This window comes from Azospirillum ramasamyi (assembly GCF_003233655.1).
GTDB classification, from domain to species: domain Bacteria; phylum Pseudomonadota; class Alphaproteobacteria; order Azospirillales; family Azospirillaceae; genus Azospirillum; species Azospirillum ramasamyi.
This window is the reverse complement of the sequence record NZ_CP029832.1, coordinates 184,693-208,349: the sequence shown is the minus strand read 5'-3', so window position 1 is coordinate 208,349 and position 23,657 is coordinate 184,693. Positions and strand designations below refer to the sequence as shown.

16 protein-coding genes are annotated in these 23,657 nt (G+C 68.1%); 10 read left to right on the top strand and 6 right to left on the bottom strand.

Annotation, left to right across the window (positions count from 1 at the left end; genetic code table 11):
* Positions 1 to 86: 86 nt before the first annotated feature.
* The 3 genes from DM194_RS20310 to DM194_RS28260 form a co-directional block, all read right to left on the bottom strand.
* Positions 87 to 2,516 carry a hybrid sensor histidine kinase/response regulator gene (locus tag DM194_RS20310; RefSeq protein WP_111069387.1) on the bottom strand — a complete coding sequence of 810 codons (2,430 nt, stop codon included), beginning with the start codon at positions 2,514 to 2,516 and terminating at the stop codon, positions 87 to 89.
* A 405-nt stretch (positions 2,517 to 2,921) separates the two neighbouring features.
* On the bottom strand, positions 2,922 to 4,121 hold the full coding sequence (locus DM194_RS20305; protein WP_111069728.1) for an alpha-hydroxy acid oxidase: 1,200 nt from the start codon (positions 4,119 to 4,121) through the stop codon (positions 2,922 to 2,924).
* 127 nt (positions 4,122 to 4,248) lie between these two features.
* Positions 4,249 to 4,422, bottom strand: coding sequence for a hypothetical protein (locus DM194_RS28260; RefSeq protein WP_162630133.1), 174 nt, complete (start codon positions 4,420 to 4,422; stop codon positions 4,249 to 4,251).
* A gap of 258 nt (positions 4,423 to 4,680) precedes the next feature.
* On the opposite strand from DM194_RS28260, the gene DM194_RS20300 reads away from it, so the two are divergent.
* Complete coding sequence (locus DM194_RS20300; protein WP_111069386.1) at positions 4,681 to 6,012, top strand: nitrate regulatory protein; 1,332 nt, start codon at positions 4,681 to 4,683, stop codon at positions 6,010 to 6,012.
* 12 nt (positions 6,013 to 6,024) lie between these two features.
* Here DM194_RS20300 and DM194_RS20295 read toward each other — a convergent pair whose 3' ends face one another.
* The 3 genes from DM194_RS20295 to galE are packed head-to-tail and all read right to left on the bottom strand — an operon-like array spanning position 6,025 to position 8,891.
* Positions 6,025 to 7,230: a DUF2336 domain-containing protein gene (locus DM194_RS20295; RefSeq protein ID WP_246024535.1), complete on the bottom strand. Its 1,206-nt coding sequence runs from the start codon at positions 7,228 to 7,230 to the stop codon at positions 6,025 to 6,027.
* 35 nt (positions 7,231 to 7,265) lie between these two features.
* Complete coding sequence (locus DM194_RS20290; RefSeq protein ID WP_246024534.1) at positions 7,266 to 7,826, bottom strand: MarR family transcriptional regulator; 561 nt, start codon at positions 7,824 to 7,826, stop codon at positions 7,266 to 7,268.
* A 51-nt stretch (positions 7,827 to 7,877) separates the two neighbouring features.
* Positions 7,878 to 8,891 (bottom strand): UDP-glucose 4-epimerase GalE, encoded by a 1,014-nt coding sequence (gene galE, locus DM194_RS20285; protein WP_111069383.1) that lies wholly within the window; start codon positions 8,889 to 8,891, stop codon positions 7,878 to 7,880.
* Positions 8,892 to 9,426: 535 nt separating this feature from the next.
* Between galE and DM194_RS20280 the strand changes: the two genes are divergently transcribed.
* The 9 genes from DM194_RS20280 to DM194_RS20240 all read left to right on the top strand — a co-directional run bounded on the left by DM194_RS20280 (position 9,427) and on the right by DM194_RS20240 (position 23,630).
* Entirely contained in the window at positions 9,427 to 11,151 is a 1,725-nt protein-coding gene (locus DM194_RS20280; RefSeq protein ID WP_111069382.1) for a type I secretion system permease/ATPase, read from the top strand.
* Complete coding sequence (locus DM194_RS20275; RefSeq protein ID WP_111069381.1) at positions 11,148 to 12,503, top strand: HlyD family type I secretion periplasmic adaptor subunit; 1,356 nt, start codon at positions 11,148 to 11,150, stop codon at positions 12,501 to 12,503. The genes DM194_RS20280 and DM194_RS20275 overlap by 4 nt, the downstream gene beginning before the upstream one ends.
* A 640-nt stretch (positions 12,504 to 13,143) precedes the next feature.
* The gene (locus DM194_RS20270; RefSeq protein ID WP_111069380.1) at positions 13,144 to 13,962 is read left to right on the top strand and encodes a calcium-binding protein; all 819 of its coding nucleotides are present in this window, start codon (positions 13,144 to 13,146) and stop codon (positions 13,960 to 13,962) included.
* Positions 13,963 to 14,101: 139 nt separating this feature from the next.
* Complete coding sequence (locus DM194_RS20265) at positions 14,102 to 16,393, top strand: glycosyltransferase (protein ID WP_111069379.1); 2,292 nt, start codon at positions 14,102 to 14,104, stop codon at positions 16,391 to 16,393.
* Positions 16,390 to 17,217, top strand: coding sequence for a class I SAM-dependent methyltransferase (locus tag DM194_RS20260; RefSeq protein WP_111069378.1), 828 nt, complete (start codon positions 16,390 to 16,392; stop codon positions 17,215 to 17,217). Before DM194_RS20265 ends, DM194_RS20260 begins: the two co-directional genes overlap by 4 nt.
* Positions 17,214 to 18,632, top strand: a complete 1,419-nt coding sequence (locus DM194_RS20255; RefSeq protein ID WP_246024533.1) for a glycosyltransferase family 4 protein — start codon at positions 17,214 to 17,216, stop codon at positions 18,630 to 18,632. Before DM194_RS20260 ends, DM194_RS20255 begins: the two co-directional genes overlap by 4 nt.
* Positions 18,629 to 20,812 carry a hypothetical protein gene (locus tag DM194_RS20250; RefSeq protein WP_111069377.1) on the top strand — a complete coding sequence of 728 codons (2,184 nt, stop codon included), beginning with the start codon at positions 18,629 to 18,631 and terminating at the stop codon, positions 20,810 to 20,812. Before DM194_RS20255 ends, DM194_RS20250 begins: the two co-directional genes overlap by 4 nt.
* 119 nt (positions 20,813 to 20,931) lie before the next feature.
* Positions 20,932 to 22,245: a glycosyltransferase family 4 protein gene (locus DM194_RS20245; protein ID WP_111069376.1), complete on the top strand. Its 1,314-nt coding sequence runs from the start codon at positions 20,932 to 20,934 to the stop codon at positions 22,243 to 22,245.
* A gap of 197 nt (positions 22,246 to 22,442) precedes the next feature.
* Complete coding sequence (locus tag DM194_RS20240) at positions 22,443 to 23,630, top strand: polysaccharide pyruvyl transferase family protein (RefSeq protein ID WP_111069375.1); 1,188 nt, start codon at positions 22,443 to 22,445, stop codon at positions 23,628 to 23,630.
* Positions 23,631 to 23,657: the final 27 nt, after the last annotated feature.

Sequence of the window (23,657 nt, the reverse complement as noted above, 5' to 3'; positions counted from 1 at the left end):
ACAGTGCAGGGGGGCAAGCGTTGCAGGGGGGGAGCGCGGTGGTCCGGTTCGGCCGCCCGGACCGTCAGCCCGCTCTCAGCCGGCTCTCAGCCAGTACTCAGAAGGATGGCGAGCTGCTCGGCGAGCGCCTGCGGCCGGAAGGGCTTGTGCAGAACGGTGCAGCGCTCGACTCCCTCCGGCTGGTCCGCGTATCCGGTGATGAGCAGGATAGGCAGCCCCGGCGCCAGTCTCCGCGCCTCCCGGATCAGGGCGACGCCGCTCATTCCGGGCATGGCGTAGTCGGTGATCATGACGTCGACCGCCTCCGCCTCCTGCAGAACCTTCAGTGCCTCCGCTCCGCTCGCGGCGGCGAGCACGTCGTAGCCGAGCATCTCCAGCACGGCCGAGGCGCCGGTCCGGACCAGATGGTCGTCATCGGCCAGCAGCACGATCCTGCGGCTCGCCGGCTTCGCCGCGGGTGACGGCGGCGCCGCCATCGCCTCGTCCTCCATGGCGCGGGGAATGAAGATGGTCACGGCGGTGCCCTTGCCGGCCTCGCTGGCGATCGCCACCCCGCCGCCGGACTGGACAGCCATTCCATAGACCATCGACAGCCCAAGGCCCGAACCCCTGCCGATATCCTTGGTGGTGAAGAAGGGTTCGAAGGCCCTGGCCAGCGTCGGCTCGTCCATGCCGGTCCCGGTATCGGCCAGGGTGATCGCCACATAATCGCCGGGCGCCAGATCCGCCGGGTGCCCCGGCTCGCCCTGCCGCCCGATGGAGGCATTCCCGGCGCGCAGCGTCAGGACCCCGCCCTGGGGCATCGCGTCCCTGGCGTTGATGGCGAGATTGAGGATCGCCGATTCCAGTTGTGCCGGATCGACCATCACCGGCGCCGTGTCGGCCGGCACGTCGATGTCGAAGTGGATCAGACCGCCCAGCGTGCGTTCCAGCAACGGCTGCATGCTTTCGAGGAGGGAAAGCAGCCGTGTCGGCTTCGGCGTCAGCATCTGGCGCCGGGCGAAGGCGAGCAGCGAATGCGTCAGCTGGGCGCCGCGAGTGATGGCTTCCTCCGCGGCGGTGAAAAGCCGGCGCGGAGGGCCGTCGGGAACATACCTGTCCAGCACGGCGAGACAGCCGCCGATCCCCTGGAGCAGGTTGTTGAAATCATGCGCCATGCCGCCGCTGAGCTGCCCGACGACCTCCATCTTCTGCGCCTGCACCAGCTGGATGGTGCGTTCCTGGACCAACCGCTCCAGTTCCTCGCGCGAGCGTTCCAGAACGGCCGCGGCCTCGCGCTGCTCGGTCACGTCGGTATGGACGCCGACCCACTCGCGGATCGCCCCGCCGGCATCGATCAGCGGGACGGCGCGGATGCTGAAACGGCGCCAGACGCCGTCATGACGCCGCACCCGATGTTCGTAAATGAAGGTCCGTCCTTCCGCCACCGCCGCTTTCCAGGCGTCGATGGTCGGCTGGGTGTCGTCGGGGTGAACGGCCTTGGCCCAGCCATAGCCGCGGTACTCGTCATAAGACTGCCCGGTGAGCGCGGACCAGCCGGGCTGCGCGCCCTGCATCTCTCCATCTGCGTTGTTGGTCCACAGGATGCCGTTGACGGCCTGAACGGCGGCCCGGAAGCGCTCCTCGCTTTCGCGCAATGCCGTTTCCGCAGCCCTGCGGCTCTCCACGTCGATGAGGATGCCGGGAAAGCTCAGCGGCGTGCCGTCGGGAGCCTGCTCTACCCGGCCGTTCGCTTCGATCCAATGGTAACGCCCGTCCTGGCGGAGCACCCGGTATTGATGCGCATATGCCCCGCCGTGTTCGAGCACCTCGGCGATCGCCACCATCAGCCCGGGCTTGTCGTCGGGATGGACCGTCGCGATGACCTGTTCGATGCCGAGACCCGTTCTGCAGACCTCCGGGGAGAGGCCGAAGGATCGGGCGAACTGTTCGTCCGCCGTGACATGGTCGGTCGGCAGATGCCAGAACCAGGTGCCGATGATGGCGCCCGCATCGAGGGCAAGCTGCACGCGCTGGGCATCGGCACGGGCGCGGGCCTCGCTTTCCATCAGCCGGCGCTGCACCATCACCCGTTCGGTGATCTCGGTGCAGGCGCAGAACAAGCCGGCGACCGACTCGACGTCTACCCTGAGCGGTGAGTAGGAAAAGGAGAAATGGGCTTCTTCCCGGTAGCCGCGGCGCTCCATGAAGAGCGTGATGTCGTCCATCTGCACCGGTTCACCGCGATATGCCTGGGCTACGATATCCTCGAGATCGCCGCGTATCTCGCTCCAGACATCGAGAAAATCCTTTCCCATCGCCAGCGGATGCTTGTCGGCGAGGATTTCGGCATAAGGCGTGTTGTAGATCAGCGTGCGCTCCGTTCCCCAGACGACGAACATCGGCTGGGCGGAGCCGAGCATGACGCCGACGATCGTCTTGAGCGGCAGTGGCCAAAGCTCCGGCGGACCCAGGGATGTGTTCGTCCAGTCCTGCGCCAGAATGAGTTCGCCGGCGCCACCGCTCAGGAATGCCAACGCGGCCCGATCATGCCCGGCGGGCGGGACTTCGCCGTCCGCAGGCTCAAGGGAAGATGTCAACTGCGGTCTCGCCGGTCGGTGCCAATTGAGAAGCACTATGTCATGAGATGAGGACGCGGCTCGTGCTTTCCATCATCCCATATGGGTGAATCTTTCTCGTCAACACAATTCTTTGGCGCTAATTCTCACAATACTTCTGTTGATGTGCTCAAGAGTGAGCAACGTCCCGGCCATCATTGTTTCGAAACTGAAATACTGACGGGCTTCTCTTCACGCGGCACCTATGCCGGCAAGCCCTATAGTCGAACCGGCAGGCGGGGTGGAACGGCGCCGGAAAACCGGTCCGCGCCGCTCTACCGCTCTACCCCGCCCATGATCCCTTCATGACCATCCGCGAACCGCTCAGACCCCGAAATCGGGCTTCCCGGCCAGGATGTTGGACGTCACATGCCGGATGTCGCGCAGGCCGCACATCGCCATGGTGACGTCCATCTCCTTGCGGATGATCTCCAGGCACTGGGACACGCCGGCCTCGCCGCCGGCTCCCAGGCCGTAGAGGAAGGCGCGGCCGATGAAGGTGCCCTTGGCGCCCAGCGCCAATGCCTTCACCACGTCCTGGCCGGAACGGATGCCGCCGTCCATCAGCACCTCGATCCGGTCGCCCACCGCCTTGACGATGGCCGGCAGCGCTGCGATGGAGGAGATGGCGCCGTCCAGCTGACGGCCGCCATGGTTGGAAACGATCAGCGCGTCGGCCCCGGTTTCCGCCGCCATCACCGCGTCTTCCGCGTCGAGGATGCCCTTCAGGATCAGCTTGCCGCCCCAGCGGTCGCGGATGCGGCGCACGTCGTCCCAGTTCAGCGTCGGGTCGAACTGCTCCGCCGTCCAGGAGGACAGCGACGACAGGTTGCTGACGCCGGAGGCGTGGCCGACGATGTTGCGGAAGGTGCGGCGCTTGGTGCGCAGCATGTTCATGGACCAGCGCGGCTTGGTCGCCATGTCCAGGATGTTGCCGATGGTCAGCTTCGGCGGGGTGGACAGTCCGTTCTTGATGTCCTTGTGGCGCTGGCCGAGGATCTGCAGGTCCAGCGTCAGCACCAGCGCCGAGCAGCCGGCCGCCTTGGCCCGGTCGATCAGCCTGACGATGAAGTCGCGGTCGCGCATGACGTAGAGCTGGAACCAGAACGGCTTGTCGGTGTTCTCCGCCACGTCCTCGATCGAGCAGATGCTCATGGTCGACAGCGTGAAGGGGACGCCGGCCCTGGCAGCGGCGCGGGCGGCCAGGATCTCGCCGTCGGCATGCTGCATGCCGGTCAGGCCGGTCGGGGCCAGTGCCACCGGCATCGCCACCGGCTGGCCGACCATGGTGCTGGCCAGCGTCCGGTTGGTCATGTCCACCGCCACGCGCTGGCGCAGCTTGATCCGGCCGAAGTCCGATTCGTTGGCGCGGTAGGTCGACTCGGTGTAGGAGCCGGAATCCGCGTAATCGTAGAACATCCGCGGCACGCGCCATTCCGCCAGCTGCCGCAGATCCTCGATGCAGGTGACAGGCCGGTCGGTGAACAGGTTCGCCCAGCGCGATGGCGGTCGCGACGAGGGCATGCGAACGGAGGTCATTGGATTGTCTCAACGGTTGCGCGTGAAACGAAGGGGGTAGGATTTGGCCATTCCCTCCGCGCACCGTCAAGCTCGCCCTCGCCGGAACCCTGCCGAATCCGCCGTCCGCCGCTCAGCGCGCCGGCTTGGACTTGCGCTTCGGCTTCGCGGGTTTGGGCGGAGTCGTCATGGATTTCAGCGCCGCCGACTGGTTGCGCCTGGCCGCCGACACGGCGGCGGCGGTCCACATGCCGGTGGCGCGGTTGGCCCAGGACAACCAGGCGCTCATGAAGGGATTCTTGGCCATGGCGGATCGACTCCGGGACGGTTGGGATGCCGACTCAACACCGGTTTCGGGGTGGATGTTGCGCCGCACAGCATTTGACCGCTCACATGCGCAAATTCTCGGCGAAGCCGCTGTATTCTTAGGCAATCGCATCGACCGGGTGCGGCCGGATTGCAGTGTGGAAGCCCTTTTCTCCTTGTGGGAGAAGGGGCTGTTTTTGCTGGCATATGCGTTGCTTGTGATGCACCGGGGCAGCGCGATGGCGGGGGACCGGGCCGGATGGCTACGCAGCGGGAAAGCAAGGACAGCAGGGCGGGTGCCGCGGCCGTGCGGTTTCTGCGCGCCGCCAAGCTGTGCCGCATCCGCGACGTCGAACAGCTTCTGGCCGTCAGCGCCCTGGTCCGCGACATGGGCGGGCTGATCCACGCGCTCCAGAAGGAACGCGGCGCGTCCTCCGTCTATCTCGGCTCCGGCGGAATGCGCTTCGCCGAGGATCGCGCCCGCTGGCAGGCCGACGCCAAGGCGCTGGAAGCGGTCCTGCGCGACCGGCTCGACCTTGTGGACCGGCAGCTCGACCGCCTCAGTTCGGGCGCCCAGTTCTACAACCGCGTCGCCATCGCCCTGCATGCGCTTGACGGGCTGCCGGCGCTGCGGGAGCAGGTGGCGTCGCTGGCGCTGGTACCGCAGGACGCGGTGAAGTCCTTTTCCGACATCGTCGGCCATCTGCTGGCCGTGGTGTTCGAGGCGGCGGACATCGCCGCCGACCCGGCGATCTCCCGCGCGCTGGTGGCGCTGTTCAACATCGTGCAGGGCAAGGAATTCGCCGGGCAGGAGCGGGCGACGGCCAGCGCCGGCTTCTCGCGCGGGCGGTTCGACGGGGTGGAGCATGGCCGGTTGGCCCGGCTGATCGACGCGCAGAACCGCGCCTTCCGCATCGTCGCGGAATTCGCCGATCCTGCCCACGGCGCCGCCTTCCGCGCCGCCCTGTCGGACCCGGCGGTGGCGGAGGTGGAGCGGATGCGCGCGGTGGCGCTCGGCGACGGCGCCCGTCATGGCGAGCTGTCGGGCATCACGCCGGAAGCCTGGTTCGAGCAGGCCACACGGCGCATGGATCTGCTGAAGACGGTGGAAGACCGGCTGACCGAGGATCTGCGCCTGCTGTGCGAAGCGAAGCTGGCGCAGGCGCGCGCCGATCTGGAGCAGGCCGACCCGCGCGGACATGATGCGGTGATGCCGGTGGCGATGGTGCTGGTCGACGCCGATCCCGCCCTGCCCGGACAGGAGGGCGCCGGGCTCTATGCGCCTGACGGGCTGCGGCCGAAGCTGATGCGCTCCGTACTCGACGTCGTGCAGGCCCAGTCGCAGCGTCTGCGCGACGTCAGCCTGGAGTTGGAAACCGCCAAGGCGGCGCTGCACGAGCGCAAGGTGATCGACCGCGCCAAGGGCCTGCTGATGTCCACCCGCAACCTGTCGGAGGAGGAGGCCTACAAGCTGATCCGCAAGACGGCGATGAACCAGAACAAGCGCATCATCGAGGTCGCCGAGGCGATCCTCAGCATGTCCGACATCCTGCGCGGCGTGACGGCTGGCGGCGGGGCGGCGGGCGGCTGAAGCCGTTCGGCCTCACTGCATCGTGCGCACCGGCGAGAAGGGCAGGCCGGCCTGATCCAGCGCCCGGTCGATGACCTCCTCCGACTTCTGGTCGAACAGCTGCAGAAGCAGGTCGTCGACCATCCAGTCGTTGGTTGGGGTGCAGGCGGTGAACAGTTCGCTGATGACCTCCGACTGGAAATCCTCGCGGCGGCTCTCCTCGCCCTCATACTCCATCCGCTTGGCGACGCCGACCGCGACCTGGAAGGGATAGGTCAGGCCGGGAGCGACGGACGCCTTCTTCATCAGCGCCGCCATGCCCAATTCGCCGTCGTCCCAGGCCAGCCGGCGGGCGTTCTCCGCCGGAATGCCGGCGCGCAGCGCCATGCCGGCGACGAACAGCGGCAGGTCGCCGGCGCACAGCGCCCGGAACAGCAGCACCGGCGTCAGGCGGCGGTTGGTGTGCAGCCATTGGATCACCGCGTCGATGTCCTCCGCCCCGCGCAGCACCGGGCGCAGCAGCCGCATGGTCGCCGCCTCCCGCCCGCGCTCAACCAGCCGTTCCACCAGTTCGCGCGACAGGCCGTGCGCCTGCATCAGGGTGGTGCGCATGCTGTCCGACACGAAGGCGACCACCCGCTCCACCATCGCCAGCGACAGGCCGGGGCGGGTCGCCGCCGCCTCGCTGACCATGCGGACCCGGCCGAAGCGGTCGAGCGCGCGGTGCATGGCGCTCTCCGGCACCTCGGCGCCGTCGTTGCGCAGCAGGGCGGTGACGGCGACGACGTTGCCCCGTTCCGCGATGGCGCCCGACACGCGGGCCGAGACCTTCGACCGGCTGGCGACCGCCACATGCTTGCCGGAATCGGGATCGGACAGCACGTCCAGCAGCAGGTCGTCGGTCAGTCCCGCCGCGTCGCGCAGGATCGGGAAGGCCACCCGCCCGACGTCGCGGACCAGCCTTTCGGCCAGCTCCCCGGTCAGCAGGGGGCTGTTGCGCAGCTGCCAGGCCACCGCTTCGCGCACCGCCACCTGGGCGTCGCCGGCGAAGCAATGCACCACCTCGATCGCCAGCGACCGTTCCGCCGGGCTGAGCGCGCCGGCCTCCAGATCGTGGAACAGCTTGTTCATCGTCTCGATCCGCGTTTCCGCGGTGGGCGAGGTCAGCAGGCGTTCCACATCCTGCGACGACAGGGTGTTCGGGTTGGGCGCGTCCGGCTTGGGGGAGGCGTCTGGCATCGGGGCATCCGGCTTCGGCATCGGTCGAGTTCCCATCAATCGAAATCGAGGCAGGAGTAGCGGACCATGTCGCCCCACAGCCGGTCGAGCCGGCGGAGCGTGCGGTAGCTGGCCTTCAGGTCGCGCGCCTCGGTTTCGTTGCGCACCAGCGCCTCGGCCTGGGCCTGCTCCATCCGCCGCAGCCCCTCCCACAGTTCCCGCCCCTTGTCGGTCAGCTGGAGCCGCGCGGTGCGGCGGTCGCGCTGATTGGCGGCGCGGTTGATGTAACCGGCATCGACCAGGATCTTCAGGCTGTAGGACGCGTTGGAGCCCAGGTAATAGCCGCGCTCCATCAGGTCGCGGACCGACAGTTCGTCCTCGCCGATCAGCATCACCATCAGCGCCTGCACCGGGCCGATGTCCTCGACGCCCTGCTTGGACAGACCGACGCGGACGACGTCCAGATAACGCCGGTGCATCCGCTCGATCAGGCGCGCCATGCCGTGGAAGTCGGCGAGGTCGAGTTCCTCGCCGGGCTTCCGGGCGGGATCACCGCCCGGCTTGCCGTCGGGCCCCGATTCGGGCGCGTCGTCGTCGTCCCAGTTCAGGTTGCTCATCGCGCCCACGATCCCGGCTCTGCCATTCCCGCCTTCCCTCTCGCTTCTGCCTTATTCCGCCGCGGCGGCGAGGCCGCGGAACCCATGCGGATGCGCGCTGCGCCAGGCCCAGGCGCCGGCGATGATGCTGTCCAGCTCCGGGTAGCGCGGTTGCCAGCCGAGGTCGCGGCGAATGCGCTCCGACGAGGCGATCAGCACCGGCAGGTCGCCGGGGCGCCGCGGGCCGATCTTCACCGGCACCGTCCGGCCGGTGATCCGCTCCACCGACGAGATCACCTCGCGCACGCTGTAGCCGGTGCCGTTGCCCAGGTTGTAGCGGACCGACCGTTCCTCCAGCGCGTCCAGCACCCGCAGATGGGCGTCGGCCAGATCGCAGACATGGATATAGTCGCGGATGCAGGTGCCGTCGCGGGTGTCGTAATCGTCGCCGAAGATCTCGATGTGCGTGCGCTTGCCGGTGGCGGCGTCCATCACCAGCGGGATCAGGTGGGTTTCCGGGCTGTGGTCCTCGCCCAGCTTGCCGTTGGGATGCGCGCCGGCGGCATTGAAGTAGCGCAGGCAGGCGGAACGGAGACCATGGCAGCGGTCGGCCCAATGCAGGGCCCGCTCGATCATGAACTTCGATTCGCCATAGGGGCTGCCGGGATCGATCGCCTCGTCCTCGTCGATGGGGATCCGGTTGGGCGAACCGAACAGGTTGGCGGTGGAGGAGAAGACCAGCTTCATCACCCCGGCCTTCACCGCGGCGCGGATCAGGTTCAGCGAGGTGACGGTGTTGCCGTGCAGATAGGCGTGGGGGTCGCGCATCGATTCGCCGACCACCGACAATGCCGCGAAATGGAACACCGCGTCGAAGCGCCACTCCGCGAAGACGCGGGCCAGCGCCTCCTCGTCGGCGAGATCGGCCTGGACGAAGGCGGCCTCGGGCGGAACGGCGGCGATATGGCCCTGACGCAGATTGTCGAACACCACGACACGATGGCCGTGGTCGAGAAGCTCCGCCACGCAATGGCTGCCGACATAGCCGGCGCCGCCGGTGACGAGGATGGTCTTCGGAGTCGTCATGAATCGGGTTTCCTTGAACCGGATTTCGGGCCGCAACCGATTGCGGGCGGCCGGCATGGTGGAAGGAAAGGGGGCGGGGCAGGTGCGGGATGGGGGGAGGCCCGGCAACCTGCGTAAATCATCGCAACGCAGCATGCACGATAACCGAGGGCTCTGACCAGATGGCTGGAAAACCCAGGCAATATGGCCTAAGACCTTCGGTGAAGTATCGAATTTCGCAGGGAAATCAACTGCTTGCCGCCCACTTGCTACCCCTTTCGCGAGCGCTTGAACGGGGTAGGATCCGAAACTTGTCACACGTCTCTAAAATGTTCGCGGTGTAAAGCTTAAGCGTGCCAAGTCCGCCGACGCATCCCCCCGCGTCAGGGCCTGTCATCCATAGACGACCGCTCCTTTCCGGGCCGGTCGTACCCGGCGTCCCCCCGGCCGGCTTCCTGTCCAGCGTCATGCCGCCGGCAGCCTTTTCCGTTTTCCCCGCCCTCCCGAGTTCCAGCGCCGCCTCGATCGGCCAATCCTCCATCAGGAAGGATCGAAGATGAGTTCCGTGGATCGGCCCCTGCTGACCCAAGCCTACCGGAAGATCGGGCATGGCCTGCTGCTGGCCGGCATCCTCAGTCTGTTCGTGAATGTCCTGATGCTGGTGGTTCCGCTTTTCACCATGCAGGTCTACGACCGGGTGATGAGCAGCCGCAGCCTGGAAACGCTGACGATGCTGGCGATCATCGCGGTGGGGGCGCTGGCTCTCTACGGCGTGCTGGACTTCATCCGGGCCCGCGCCTTCCTGGTGACGAGCGCGGTGATCGCCCACCGCTTCAACGTGCCGGCGCTGGAGGCGTCCATCGTCGATGCGCTGTCCGGCGGGCCGCGCAACGCGGCGCAGACCATGCGCGACCTGAACGACCTGCGCTCCTTCATGACCAGCAGCGCGGTGACGGCGCCGCTGGAACTGATGTGGGCGCCGATCTTCCTGGTGATCCTGTTCCTTCTTCATCCGATCTACGGCTTCCTCGCCATCGGCGCGGCGTTGATCCTGATGGTGATGGGGGTGCTGACCGACGCGCTGACCCGGCGGCCGATGGCCGAGGCGAACGAGGCGTCGGCCCGCGTCTTCGCCGACATCGCCGGCACCGTCCGCCATGCCGAGGCCATCGAGGCGATGGGCATGCTGCCGGCGCTGGCGCGGCGCTGGCAGGCGGCGCAGAGCGGATCGGCCGGCATGATCGACCGCGGCGCCACCACGTCGCGGGCGCTGGCCGCGGCCTCGCGCTCGGTGCGCATGATGCTGCAGGTGGGCGTGATCGCCGCCGGCGCCACGCTGGTCATCGACAATCAGGTGACCCCCGGCAGCATGATGGCGGCCAGCCTCATCACCGGGCGGATGCTGCAACCCTTCGAACAGCTGGTCGACGGCTGGCGCCAGTGGGTCAAGGCGCTCGAGTCGCACCGCCGCATCCGCGACCTGCTGAACAACGGCGCCTCCGCCCGCTCCACCATGCCGCTGCCGACGCCGCAGGGGACGCTGACGGTCGACCGGGTCAGCCATGTGCCGGCCGGCCTGAACCGCCCGGTGCTGCGCAACGTTTCCTTCTCCGCCGAGGCGGGGGAGGTGATCGGCATCATCGGCCCGTCGGGAGCCGGCAAGTCGACGCTGGCCCGCCTGCTGGTCGGCGTCTGGCAGCCGACAGCCGGCGGAATCTATCTGGACGGCACCAGCACCTATCTGTGGGAGCGCGAGAGCTTCGGCAAATATGTCGGCTATGTGCCGCAGTCGGTCGCGCTGCTCGACGGCACCATCGGCGAGAACATCGCCCGCATGGCCAGCGCCGATCCGGCGGAGATCGTCCGCGCCGCCCGTCTGGCCGGCGTGCACGAGATGATCGGCCGCCTGCCCTTCGGCTACGATACGCCGGTGGGCGAAAGCGCCTTCTCGCTGTCCGGCGGACAGAGGCAGCGCATCGCGCTGGCCCGCGCCCTGTTCGGCCGGCCGCGGCTGCTGGTGCTGGACGAGCCCAATTCGAACCTCGACCATGAGGGCGAGCAGGCCCTGCTGAGCGCCGTTCACAAGGTGAAGGCCGACGGCACCACCGTGGTGATGATCGCCCACCGTCCCTCCATCGTCGCGGTGGCCGACAAGCTGGTGGTGATGAAGGAGGGCGTCGTCGAGCATTTCGGCGCCCGCGCCGATGTCCTGAAACTGGTGCAGCCGGGTGGGGTTCCCGCCGGCGTGACCCGCCTCGTCCGCAGCGGAGAGCAACGATGACCAGCGAAACGCCCGCCCTGGCGACCCCGACGGTCTGGACGGCGACCATCGATGTCGATCCTGCCGAACCGTCGCTGCGCAACACCGCGCTGGCCGGCGCGTTGGCCGTGCTGGTCGGCTTCGGCGGATTCCTGACCTGGGGATTCACCGCCAGCCTGGACAGCGCGGCACTCGCCGCCGGCACGGTGATGGTGGAAAGCCACCGCAAGACCGTCTCCCATCTGGAAGGCGGCATCCTGCGCGACCTGCTGGTCAAGGACGGCGACCTGGTGCAGGCGGGGCAGGTGCTGCTGCGGCTGGATTCGACGCAGAGCCAGGCCGTGGTGTCGCAACTGCAGGGCCAGTATTGGACGGCACTGGCCCGGCTCGGCAGATTGCGGGCCGAACAGTCCGATGGGCCGAAGCCGCTGTTCAGCGAGGAGCTGGTGAAGGCGGCGCGCGACAACCCGGTTGCGGCCGAGGCGATGGCGGTCGAGGAGCGGCTGTTCCGCTCGCGGCTGGACAGCCACGAGGCGCAGCTGGGCATCCAGCGCCGGCAGATCTCCCAGCTGCGCGACGAGATCGCGGCGCTTGAATCGCAGCGCGCCGCCACCGCCGACCGGCTGCGCTACACCCGGGACGAATTGCAGGTGGTGCAGGGGCTGCTGGCGAAGGGATACGAGCGCAAGCCGCGCATGCTGGAGCTTCAGCGCAACGTCGCCGATTCGGAAGGACGGCTGGGCGAGCTGCTGGCGAACAAGTCCAAGGCCGAACAGGCGATTGCCGCGGCCGAACTGACCATGATCAATCTCGGCAACACCCGCCGGTCCGAGGTGGCGGTCGATCTGCAGACGGCCCAGGCCAGCGTCTCCGACCTTTCGGAGCGCCTGCGCAGCGCCGACGACATCCTGCTGCGCCAGGCGGTCACCGCACCGCAGGCGGGGCGCGTCACCGGCCTGCGATTCTTCACGCCGGGCGGCGTCATTCCGGCCGGCGCCGGCATCCTCGACATCGTGCCGCAGGATGACGCCATGATCGTGGAAGCCCGCGTCTCTCCTCACGACGTGCAGAATGTCGAGGTCGGCAGCAAGGCGATGGTGAAGCTGACCGGCTACCGTCAGCGCGCGGTGCCGCCGGTGGCGGGGCAGGTGGTGTCCCTGTCCGCCGACCAGTTGGAGGACGAGCGCACCGGCGCCTTCTATTTCGCCGCCCGGATCAACATGGACGCGGATGAGTTGAAAGCGCTGCCCGGTGTCGAACTGCATCCCGGCATGCCGGCGGAGGTCATGATCCATGGTCATGCCCGTCGCGCCATCGAGTATTTCCTGACGCCGCTGACCGACGGAATGCAGCGGGCCTTCCGAGAGCAATAGACGGCACGCCCATCCCCCCGGCCCCTCCCGTTCGGGCCGGCGCGGGCTGGGGTCGCCGGGAAGGGTCCATCCCCCGCCGGCGGTCCCGTGAAGGGGCCGGCGTCCCCCACGCCGGCCCCTTTGCCATTCCGGGTCGACTCCATGACGCTTTTACTGTGCCAGAATTCGCCGTTACTTGCATACTTGAGTATTTCGGTGAGGGCATGTGCGGATGGGCAAGGCATTTCCGGCGTCGCCCCAGGGTGGTGGCCGCTCCTCGAATCCCCCTTTTCGTCGACCCCGCGGCATTGGTTTGGCATGCTGATTTTTAAAATCCCCGGCTTATCCACGAGAACTTTTTCCTGGCGATCCCAATGGTTTGCGGGAAGCTAGAGTCAGGAAGTGAGTCTGCCCAGCGGTTTTAAAAAAGAAACTGATTAGAAATTCGAAACAATTCAGACTAACTCTCTTTTTGAAAATACAAATAATGCGTTGTTCTGTGAGAATCTTCTGATCTGACTCAACTTTTTCTTCACAGGACCCTTCTTTTATCACACTATCCCTCCGATAGTTCTGGCTATACCCGAAGGCGAGTTCGCCAATCGAGCGAGGCCGACAGACGGCCCAACAATCCCAATCACATCGCAAGGAGATACTTACGATGGCTACGGTTCCTGGGGGCAACTACGACGTGCAGTTCGGCACGAACCAAGACGATCTGCTTGCCGGCGGGGCGGGGAACAATCTGTTGCTGGGGGGCAACGGCGCGGACACCCTGCTCGGCGGTGCCGGATTTGATGCTCTGTTCGGGGGGAACGGAGCGGACGTGATCCATGGCGGCGCGTCGGCGGATATCCTGCTGGGGGGTAACGGCAGCGACACCATCGACGGCGGTTCAGGCGACGACATCATCCTGGGGGGGAATGGTGACGACGTGCTGATCGGCGGCGCCGGTCGCGACCTGCTGGACGGCGGCAACGGCAACGACGTGCTGTCGGGGGGTGACGGTAACGACATCCTCAACGGCGGCAACGGTGACGACATCCTCGCCGGCGGCGGCCACGACGACATCCTCAACGGCGGCAAGGGCAACGACATCCTGTTCGGCGGTACCGGCAACGACGTGCTGATCGGCGGTGACGGCAACGACACGCTGTCCGGCGACGAAGGCAACGACCGTCTGGAAGGCGGAAAGGGTGACGACGTGCTGATCGGCGGCGCCGGCAACGACGTCTTCATCTTCTCCGGCGGCGGCGGCCAGGACGTGGTCCTGGACTTCAAGGCCGGCGAGGACGTTCTGCAGATCGCCCGCAACATCAACGGTTTGAAGGTCACCGACGCCGCCGATCTGGCGGCCCGCGTCACCGACCAGCATGGCGACGCGGTGATCGACCTCGGCCATGGCGACAGCATCACGCTGAAGGGTGTCTCGGCTGCGGACATCCACAACCAGCCGAACGACTTCTTCGTCATTCACTAATCGGGCTCTGATCGTCCGCTGCTTTCCAGGCAGCGAATGAAAGGGACGGACCGGTGGTGTCAAAGCCGCCGCCGGTCCTCCTTTGCCCGAAATCAGCAGTCCGATTTTCAAACCCATCGACGCTGCCGGAATCCAATCCATGACCGTCATCGCCGTCCTGCCGAATTCGGTGTCGATCGCCCCCGCGCAACGTCTGGCGCTGGGCCGCCGTTTCCTCCTCGTCTCCTGGACGATGGATGGGACGGCGGACGGGGCGAACGACATGATCGGCCCGATCACGCCGAGCGTCGATGGCGAACCGGTGCGTCCGCCCTTCACCACGCTGACCATCGACAGCGGCTGGGGCGTCCGCCGCGTCCTGTCGATCCTGCCGGCACCGCGCGACCTGCGGATGCCCATCCATTTCATCGCCAAGAACCGCGTGATCGCCGAGCTTCGCACCGAATCCGGCGCCGCCGACCTGGATCCCGCCGGGCTGCTGGGCAGCCTGGACGGCGCCGGCCGCTTGCGGGTTCTGCGTTTCCTGTTCGATTTCGCCTGTTCCACCCCGGCGCTTCGCCGCGATGCCGCTTTCACCGCGCTGTGCCGCCGGCTGGTGCTCGACCGTGCGGCGGAGCCGGCGACGCTGGCGGTCCGCGCGACGGCGGGCGGCGGCCTTCTGCTGTGCGCCGGTGCCCTGTCCGGCCGCTTCGGCGCCGTCACCGGTCTGGTGGTTCTGTCGCCGAATGCGGTGGTGCGGGCGCCGTTCGATGCCTGCATCGGCCCCGATCCGGCGGGGCAGGGGCGCATCGCCTTCGACCTGCTGATCGACCGCGAACTGTGCGCCCCCGGCAACCTGCTGGTGGTGCTGGGCGCCAACGGCGTCGCCTGCCGCCGGTTCGCCGAGGAGCCCGCCGGCCTGCCGACGCTGACGGACCGGCTGAACGCACGCCCCGACACGCCGGCCGCCCTGCGCCACTACCTGCTGTCCTGCCTCGCCAAGCGTGGCCGCAGCGATGCGTCCGCCGCCTCGGCGGTCAGCGAGTTGCAGGCCCTGGCCCCGCTGCCGCGCCGGCAGGCCGCCGATGCCAAGCGGCCGATCGGCGCCTCGCTCGACCTCGCGGTTCCAACATCCGACGGCGGGCTGTTCCTCGCCGGCTGGCTGCACGATCCGCATGGCCTGGCGGCGGAACTGGTGGTGCGCACCCCCTTCGGCGGCGAACGCCGGGTGGAGCGCTTCACCAACCGCTTCCCGCGCGAGGATGTCGCCAAGCTCTACGGCAACGCCGGCATCGACCGCAGCGGTTTCGTCCTGCATCTGCCGGGCAATCCCGAACCGGCGGAGGCGCTTCAGATGACGGCGGAGCTGCGGCTGGCCTCGGGCGGCGCGCTGCGCCTCGTCCCGCCGCCTCGTCCGCGCGCCGATGCCGACGCCCGCGCCGCCGTGCTGGGCAGCCTGCCGCCGCGCTTCGCCACGCCTGAACTGCTGGAGACCGTCATCGGTCCGGCCGTCGTCCCGCTGCACGCCGCCCATCTCGCCACCCGCGGCGAGCCGGAACTGGTCGTCTATGGCGAGCGCAGGACCAGGCCCGCGGTGTCGGTCATCATCCCGCTCTACCGCACGCTGGAGTTCCTGCGTTTCCAGATCGCGTGTTTCGCCACCGACCCGGCGATGGCCGATGCCGAACTGATCTTCGTGCTCGACAGCCCGGAGCAGCGCGACGAGGTGGTGCATCTGCTGCGCGGCTTCCATGGCCTCTACGGCCTGCCGATGCTTCTGCTGGTGCAGAGCGCCAATTACGGCTATTCGACCGCCAACAATGCCGGTGTCGCGGTGGCCCGCGGCAACCGCCTGCTGTTCCTCAATTCCGACGTGGTTCCCGACCGCGCCGGCTGGTTGCCGGAACTGGTGGCGGCGCTGGAGGAGCGTCCCGGCATCGGCGCCGTCGGGCCGAAGCTGCTGTTCGACGACGACAGCCTTCAGCATGCCGGCCTCTATTTCGACCGCGACCTGCAGGGCGCCTGGTACAATCACCATTACTTCAAGGGACTGCCGCGCGACTTCGCCGCCGCCTGCCGTCCGCGCTCCGTTCCGGGCGTCACCGGCGCCTGCCTGCTGACCACGCGCGCCGCCTATAGCGCCGCCGGCGGCTTCTGCGAGGACTATGTCATCGGCGATTTCGAGGATTCGGATCTCTGCCTGCGCATCCGCGGCCAGGGCCTGGACATCCGCTATGCCCCGTCGGTGGAGCTGTACCATCTGGAACGCCGCTCCATCGGCCGGCACCAGGGCTACACCCGCGGTGTCGCCTCCGAATACAACCGCTGGCTCCATGGCCGCCGCTGGGCCGACCGCATGGCGGAACTGATGGCGCGCGACTGGGACGCCGACGACGACTTGCGGCCCTCCCGGACAGGCCGCGCCCGCAAGACAGCACAGGTGACCCGATGAATGCGCTTCTGCCGACCCCGCAGCTTGCCGTGCTGCGCCGACAGACCGATCCGCGGCTGGAATGGCTCTGCGCCCAGATCGCGCGCAACCGGTTCCTGCCGGTGCCGCCGCCCGAGCTGCATTTCATCGGCGACGGCGATTTCCGCGCCATCGGGGCGGAGTTCCTGCGCCATTTCGTCCGTCTCGGCGGCCTGCGCCCGGACCACAAGGTGCTGGAGATCGGCTGCGGCGTCGGCCGCATGGCCCTGCCGCTGACCCAGTATCTGGATTCCTCCTACGACGGCATCGACATCGTGCTGGACGGCATCCGCTGGTGCGCCTCGACCATCACCCCGGCCTATCCGGAATTCCGTTTCCACCATCTCGACATCGCCAACGGCCTGTACAATCCCGACGGCCGGATCGAGGGGGAGGCGGCGACGCTGCCCTTCAAGGCCGGTGCTTACGACTTCGTCATCCTGACCTCCGTCATCACCCATCTGCGCACCGCCGACACCGGGCGCTACGCGGCGGAGATCGCGCGGATGCTGAAGCCGGGCGGGCGCTGCTTCCTCAGCCTGTTCCTGGCCGACGCCACCGCGCGCGCCGGCATCGCCAAGGGCACCGCCCGTCCGCCGTTCCGCGATGCGCCCGGCGTGGAGCTGCTGGCCGATCCCGAGCATCCCAACGCCGCCGTCGCCTATGACGAGGAGTTCCTGCTCGGCCTCTTCGCCGCCCATGGCCTGCGGACGGCGCGTCCGGTGATGCGCGGGCATTGGAGCGGCCAGCGCGAGGCCGAGAATTTCCAGGATCTGCTGGTTCTGGAGAAGGGAAGCGCGCCATGAGCCGCCGCCGCCTTCCGCTTCTGCCCGGCGGTCACGCATCGGCCCGGCCCGCCCCGCGCCAGCCGGCGCGTCCGCTGGTGGCCGCCCGGCCGCCGCGGGTGCTGCTGATCGCGCACAATCACCCGAGCCTGCATCCCGGCGGCACCGAGATCTTCGCGCATGAACTGTTCGGCGGCTTGAAGGCGGCGGGGGCGGAATGCCTGTTCCTGGCCTGCACCAACGACACCCACCGCGCGCCGCGTCCCGGCACCGGATTCCAGACGCTGGGCCGCAGCGCCGACGAGGTGCTGCTGTGGGCCGGACATTTCGATCACTTCCACCAGAGCCAGATCGACCTGCACGGGCTGGTTCCCGACCTGTCCAACCTGCTGCGCGCCTTCCGGCCGGACATCGTCCATGTGCATCACACGCTGCTGCTGGGCGTGGAGATGCTGTTCCTGATCCGCCGCGTCTGCCCCGATGCGAAGATCGTCTACACCCTGCACGACTATTACCCGATCTGCGCCAACGATGGGCAGATGGTCACCCCGCCGCGTGGTGAGGGCGGTAACAGCGGCGAAGCGAGGGCGCTGTGCAGCAAGGCGTCGCCCGATGCCTGCCACCGCTGCTTCCCCGACCGGCCGGCCGACCAGTTCCTGCTGCGCGAGAAGCACATCAAGGCGATGTTCGGGCTGGTCGACCGCTTCCTGGCGCCCAGCCGCTTCTTGCGCGACCGCTATGTCGCCTGGGGCCTCGATCCCGCCCGCATCGAGGTGATGGCGAACAGCCGGCCGGCGGTCGAGCCGGCCCCCGTCCGCGCGCTCGCCCCCGGTGCCGCGCGCGACGCCTTCGCCTATTTCGGCAACCTGAACCCGTTCAAGGGCGTCACCGTGGCGCTGGACGCCGTCGCCCGCATGGCGCGGCGCGGCCTTTCCCCCTCGCTGGCCGTCCATGGCGGCAGCCTGTACCAGGCGCCGGAGTTCCGCCAGCGGGTGGCCGACGGCTTCGCGGCGACCAACGGCCTCGCCACCGCCCATGGCCCCTACCGGCCGCAGGAGATGCCGGCGCTGATGGCCGCCGCCGACTGGGTGGTGATGCCGTCGATCTGGTGGGAGAACGCCCCCCTGGTGATCCAGGAGGCTTTCCAGCACCGCCGCCCGGTCATCGTCAGCGGCATCGGCGGCATGGCGGAGGCGGTGCGCGACGGCATCGACGGCCTGCATGTCCGCCCCAACGACCCCGCCGACCTCGCCCGCGTCATGACCCGCGCCATGACCGAACCCGATCTGTGGGAACGGCTGTCGGCCGACATCCCCGCCGTCCGCCCGACGGAGGAGGCCGCGTCGCTCCACCTCGCCCTTTACGGCGAACTTCTGTCTCCGGCACCCGCCGCTCTCAAGCCGGCCGCACTTATCCAGGGGAACCGCAACCGATGAAGGACCGCAGCACCAAGGCCGACATCACCGCCGCCGTCCTGCTGGACCAGGACACGCTGATGCTGTTCGGCGCGATCGACCAGCCCCTGCCGGCCGGCAGCGTGGTGATGCTGGACGGCATGCTCGACGGGCGTTTCCGTGGCGGCTGCTGGACCGACGGGGCGGGGGAGCGCTGGTTCCTGGGCGCCATCCGCGTCACCGGGCTGGCCCACATGCGCCCGTCGCGCATCGAGATCGAGGACGCCGAGGGCAAGCACCTGCTGCTGCCGCGCCTCTCCAACGTCCGCACCAACCCCGCCCATCTGGTCGCGGCATTGCGCGAGGTGCAGCCGCAGTCGCTCGACGCGGCGCTGGACATCGCCGTGACCCTGCTGTCCGGCCTGGAGACGGGGGAGGGTGAAGGCGACCGCCGCACCCGCCTGCTGGCCGGCCTGGCGCAGGAGGCCTCCCGTCCCGACGGCTTCGCCGAGGTGCTGGGCCGCTTCCGCGACGGCGCGCTGATGGTGCAGGGCTGGTCGCACGGCTTCCCGGCCGGCGCCGCCCATGTGCTGGTCGAGGCGGAGGAACTGCGCAGCCATGCCATCGCCGCCGCCCCCTTCCACCGCCCGGATCTGCCCGACGATGCCGCCGGCCTGCTGACGGTGCTGGAAGGGCCGGTCGCCGCCCCCGACACCATCCGCCGCATCCATTTCCGTGCCGCCGACGGCTGGCGCCATCTGGCGATCTTCGAGCATCGGCAGCTTCTGGCCGATGGCGTCGCTTCCGCCCATGCCCGCGACATGCTGGGCCATCTGCAGGGCGATGCCGCCCGCCGCGGTGTCGCCGCCGCCATCGCCGCCCGCTACAACGGGGTGGAGACGGTGTCGCAGCTCCAGGCGCCGGTGCGCATGGGGCTGGACATGGCGGTGCGCGTGCCGGGGGCCGGGCTGTTCGTCTGCGGCTGGCTGCTCGACCCCACCCAGGCGGTGCGGGCGGTGACGGTCAAGGGCGGCGGCATGACGGCGCGTCTGGATGCCGACTGGTCGCGTCTGGGCCGCAAGGACGTGTCGGACGCCTTCGCCCACGACCCGCTGTTCGCCGGCCGGCTGCTGCCGGGCAACGACGCCCACGGCTTCACCGCCTTCGCCCGCGAGCCGGCCGGCATCTCCGCCGACGCCGAATTCCATCTGGAACTGGCGCTTGCCGACGGCATCGCCTTCCTGCCGCTGCCCTGCCAGCCGCCGACCGGCGATGCGCTGCGCCGCATGCTGGGATCGGTCAATCCGGACAGCCCGTCCATCGGTCGCGTCGTCGCCACCCATCTGGGGCCGATGCTGCGCAGCGCGGCGTCCGGGCGGCCGGCGCCCTCCGCCGTCCTGCACCCGATGGGCCGCGCGCTGAAAAGCCCGCGCGTGTCGGTGATCCTGCCGGTCTGCGACGGGCGCGAGGATGTCGACCTGAACCTCGCCCGCATGGCGAACGACCCGGATTTCGCCGAGGCGGAGATCCTGGTGGTGGCCGGCGCCGGCACCCATGAACGGCTGGCCGGCATGGTCCGGCAGGCCGCGGGATTCTACCGGCTGGCCGTCGGCTTCGTCGCCGCGCCGGCCGCCGCCGACCCGTTCGAGGCGGTGGCGGCATCGCTGCCCCATGCGCGAGCCGACCGCGTCCTGCTGCTGTCGCCGTCGGTGCTGCCGACCGAGCGCGGCTGGCTGTCGGCGCTGGAGCGGGCGATCCGCAGGCCCAATGCCGTGGGCTCCGCCGCCCTGGCACCCGTCATGGTCAGCCCGACCCTGCTGTACGAGGACCACTCGATCCGCTTCGCCGGCATCGTCGCGGTGGAAGGGCCGGGCGGCGTTGCATACGAGCGCCGCTTCGCCGGCTATCCGCGCGATTGGCTGAAGGAGCAGGAGGCGTCGGCGGTTGATGCCGCCTCGGCGGACTGCGCCCTGCTGCCGCGCGAGCTTCTGGTGCGGGGGATGGCCGAAGGCGGCCGCTATCTGGCGCCGGAGCCGAAGGGGCTGGATTTGTGCCTGCGGGTGCGGGCGGCCGGCGGCTCCTGCCTGTGGCTGCCGAAGGTCCGGCTGGTGGCGGTCGACGAACACCCCCGCCACGCCCGCGACCCCCGGTTGGAGCGCATGAGCGCGCTGGTCGACGAATGGAGCTTCGCGGAGCGCTGGAAGGCGTCCATCGCGGCCTGAGGTTCTGCCTCCACCCTTCCGCCTCAGCACTCACTTCCTCCCCCGCCCGGCGGGGGAGGGTTGGGTTGGGGCAAGCGACACAACCACTTCTCCCCCAGCCTCGAACGAACGGTCACACGATGAGCAAGACCAAGCGCGCGCTGATCATCAGCCATGGCCACCCCTCCTTCTCGCTGGGCGGGGGTGAGGTCGCCTCCTACAACCTGCACAACGGTCTGCACGACCTGCCGGGCTGGGAGAGTCACTATCTGGCCCGCGTGGCGCCGCCCATCGCCCAGCATCGCGGCTCCGCCCTGATGGCTCTGCGCCAGAAGGAGCGGGAGGTGCTGTATTACGCCAACGACTACGACCATTTCCGCCTGTCCAACCGCAACCTGCCGGGGCTGGAAAAGGACTTTGTCCGCTATGTCCGCGACCTTCAGCCGGACGTGGTGAACTTCCACCATTTCCTGGGGTTGGGGATCGAGACGATCCAGGCGGTGCGCCAGGCCCTGCCGCGCGTCCCCATCGTGGTGACGCTGCACGAATACCTGTCGATCTGCCATCACCACGGCCAGATGGTGAAGACCAGCCGCAATACGCTGTGCTACCGCTCCAGCCCGGCCGACTGCGCCGGCTGCTTCCCGCACATCGGCGAGGCGGAGTTCTTCAAGCGCGAGCTGTTCCTGAAGACCTTCCTGGAGCAGGCCGACTTCTACGTCAGCCCGTCGAACTTCCTGATCGACCGCTATGTCGACTGGGGGCTGCCGCGCGAGAAGTTCCGCATGATCGAGAACGGCCTGACCATCGAGGGCATCGCCCCGCCGCGCCCGCTCGCACGCGGCGGCAAGCGCAACCGCTTCGCCTTCTTCGGCCAGCTGACCGAGTTCAAGGGCGCCCATCTGCTGGTCGAGGCGGTGTCGCGCATCTCCGAGAAGGCTTGGGGCGAGGACGGTGCGCTGATGATCTTCGGCGGCAACTTGGAACGCCAGCCGGAGGCCTATCAGAAGCGTTTCAACGACGCGGTGGAGAAGGCCGGCGACCGGGTGCGCTTCTACGGCAGCTACCGTTCCGCCGAACTGCCTGGGCTGATGAAGGACGTCGATTGGATGATCATCCCGTCGATCTGGTGGGAAAACTCCCCCGTCGTCATCCAGGAGGCCTTCCTGCACGGCCGCCCGATCATCGCCAGCAACATCGGCGGCATGTCGGAAAAGGTGACCCACGGCGTCGACGGCCTGCATTTCCGCAACGGCAGCGTCGAGGATCTGGTGGACCGCATGACGGAGGCGCTGACTTCCGCCGACCTGTGGGACCGCCTGCGTCTGCGCATCCGCCGCCCGATCGATCGCGCCGAATGTGCCCGCCAGCATGCCGAGGTCTTCGACGCGCTCCTGGCCGCCAGCGGGGCGGCGCCCTCCATTCCCGAACGGGCGGTGGCGCAGAGGTCATGACAGGGAAAATTAGGGTAGCCTGTGATATTTTCGAATTCGGAGAATAATTCATTCCATCATGAACAGAATAAATTGGTAAGGTCGAAATGAAATCCACAGGGCCGCTCCATGCGGATTCTGTGCGCTGATTCGAATTTGCCCGGCGACGATCCGGGCTTTACCCATCCCTATTGCCGCAGAACCCAGGGAGAGCCGCCGTGGCCAACATCCTCGTCATGATTCCGTCGGGCGAAGTCTATGATCACGACTGCGTGCGTTGGTACAGCTACCAGGACATTCAGCGCAGCATCGACCACTATCACAACATCGGCGACGCGTTCGTTTTCGATTCCTCGTTGAAGCTGCTGGCCTACGACAAGCTCGACGTGCTGGAGATCCGCGAGTTCCGGCAGGAGGTCGTTGATCGCATCAACGCCGAATACGATTACGTCTTCCTGCGCGGCAGCAACTACATCCACGATGCGATGGACTGGCCGGCGGCGACCCTGCAGGTGCTGGCCAAGCTGCGCATCCCCGTCATCGCCTTCGGCGTCGGCGCCCAGGCGCCGGCCACCGGCAAGCTGACGCTGACCGAGGAAAGCAAGCGCATCTGGCGGACCATCGCCGACAAGTCGACGACGCTGGGCGTGCGCGGCACCTACACCGCCGAAGTGCTGTGGGATCTGGGCATCAAGAACACCCGCATCGTCGGCTGTCCGACCGCCTTCCGCAACCGCGACCCGGAACTGCGCATCGACCTGCCGGATCTCGACAACGTGCGCAAGGTCGGCATCACCATGCGCCGCGAGGTGTCCAAGCATTATTCGCCGGACGTCCGCAAGTATCTGGAGCGCCACCGCGACTTCGTGAAGGACATCTCCCGCCGCTTCGACACCGTGCTGATGATGCAGGGCGAGGTCGAGGAGAAGAAGCTGTTGTGGGGCACCGACGAACAGAAGGCGGAGGCATGGACGCAGCTGCATGACAGCGCCTGGCTGAAGCAGTGGTATTTCGACGACGAGATGGACGCGCTGTACCGCGAGCGCCTGTGGTACTCGGACGTCGTCGCCGACTACGAGAACCTGGTGCGGTCGAAGGATCTGGTGCTGGGCTACCGCCTGCACGGCAACCTGATGGCCCTGTCGAACGCCACGCCGTCGGTCTATTTCAGCTATGACAGCCGCACGGCGGAGTTCGCGGAGACCTTCGCGATCCCCTGCTACAACGTCTATTCGGACAAGCCCTTCGTCCTCGAGGAATACTGGGACCAGAGCCTGTTCGAGAAGTTCAACCGCACCTACTACCAGCGCTATCGCGACATGCGGGAGTTCCTGGACGAGAACTACGTCCCCCACCGCATGCCGAGCCACGCCATGCGCCGTAGCACCGACCGCAAGGCGGCGTGAGTGCCCAAATCACCCTCTCCCGTTTCG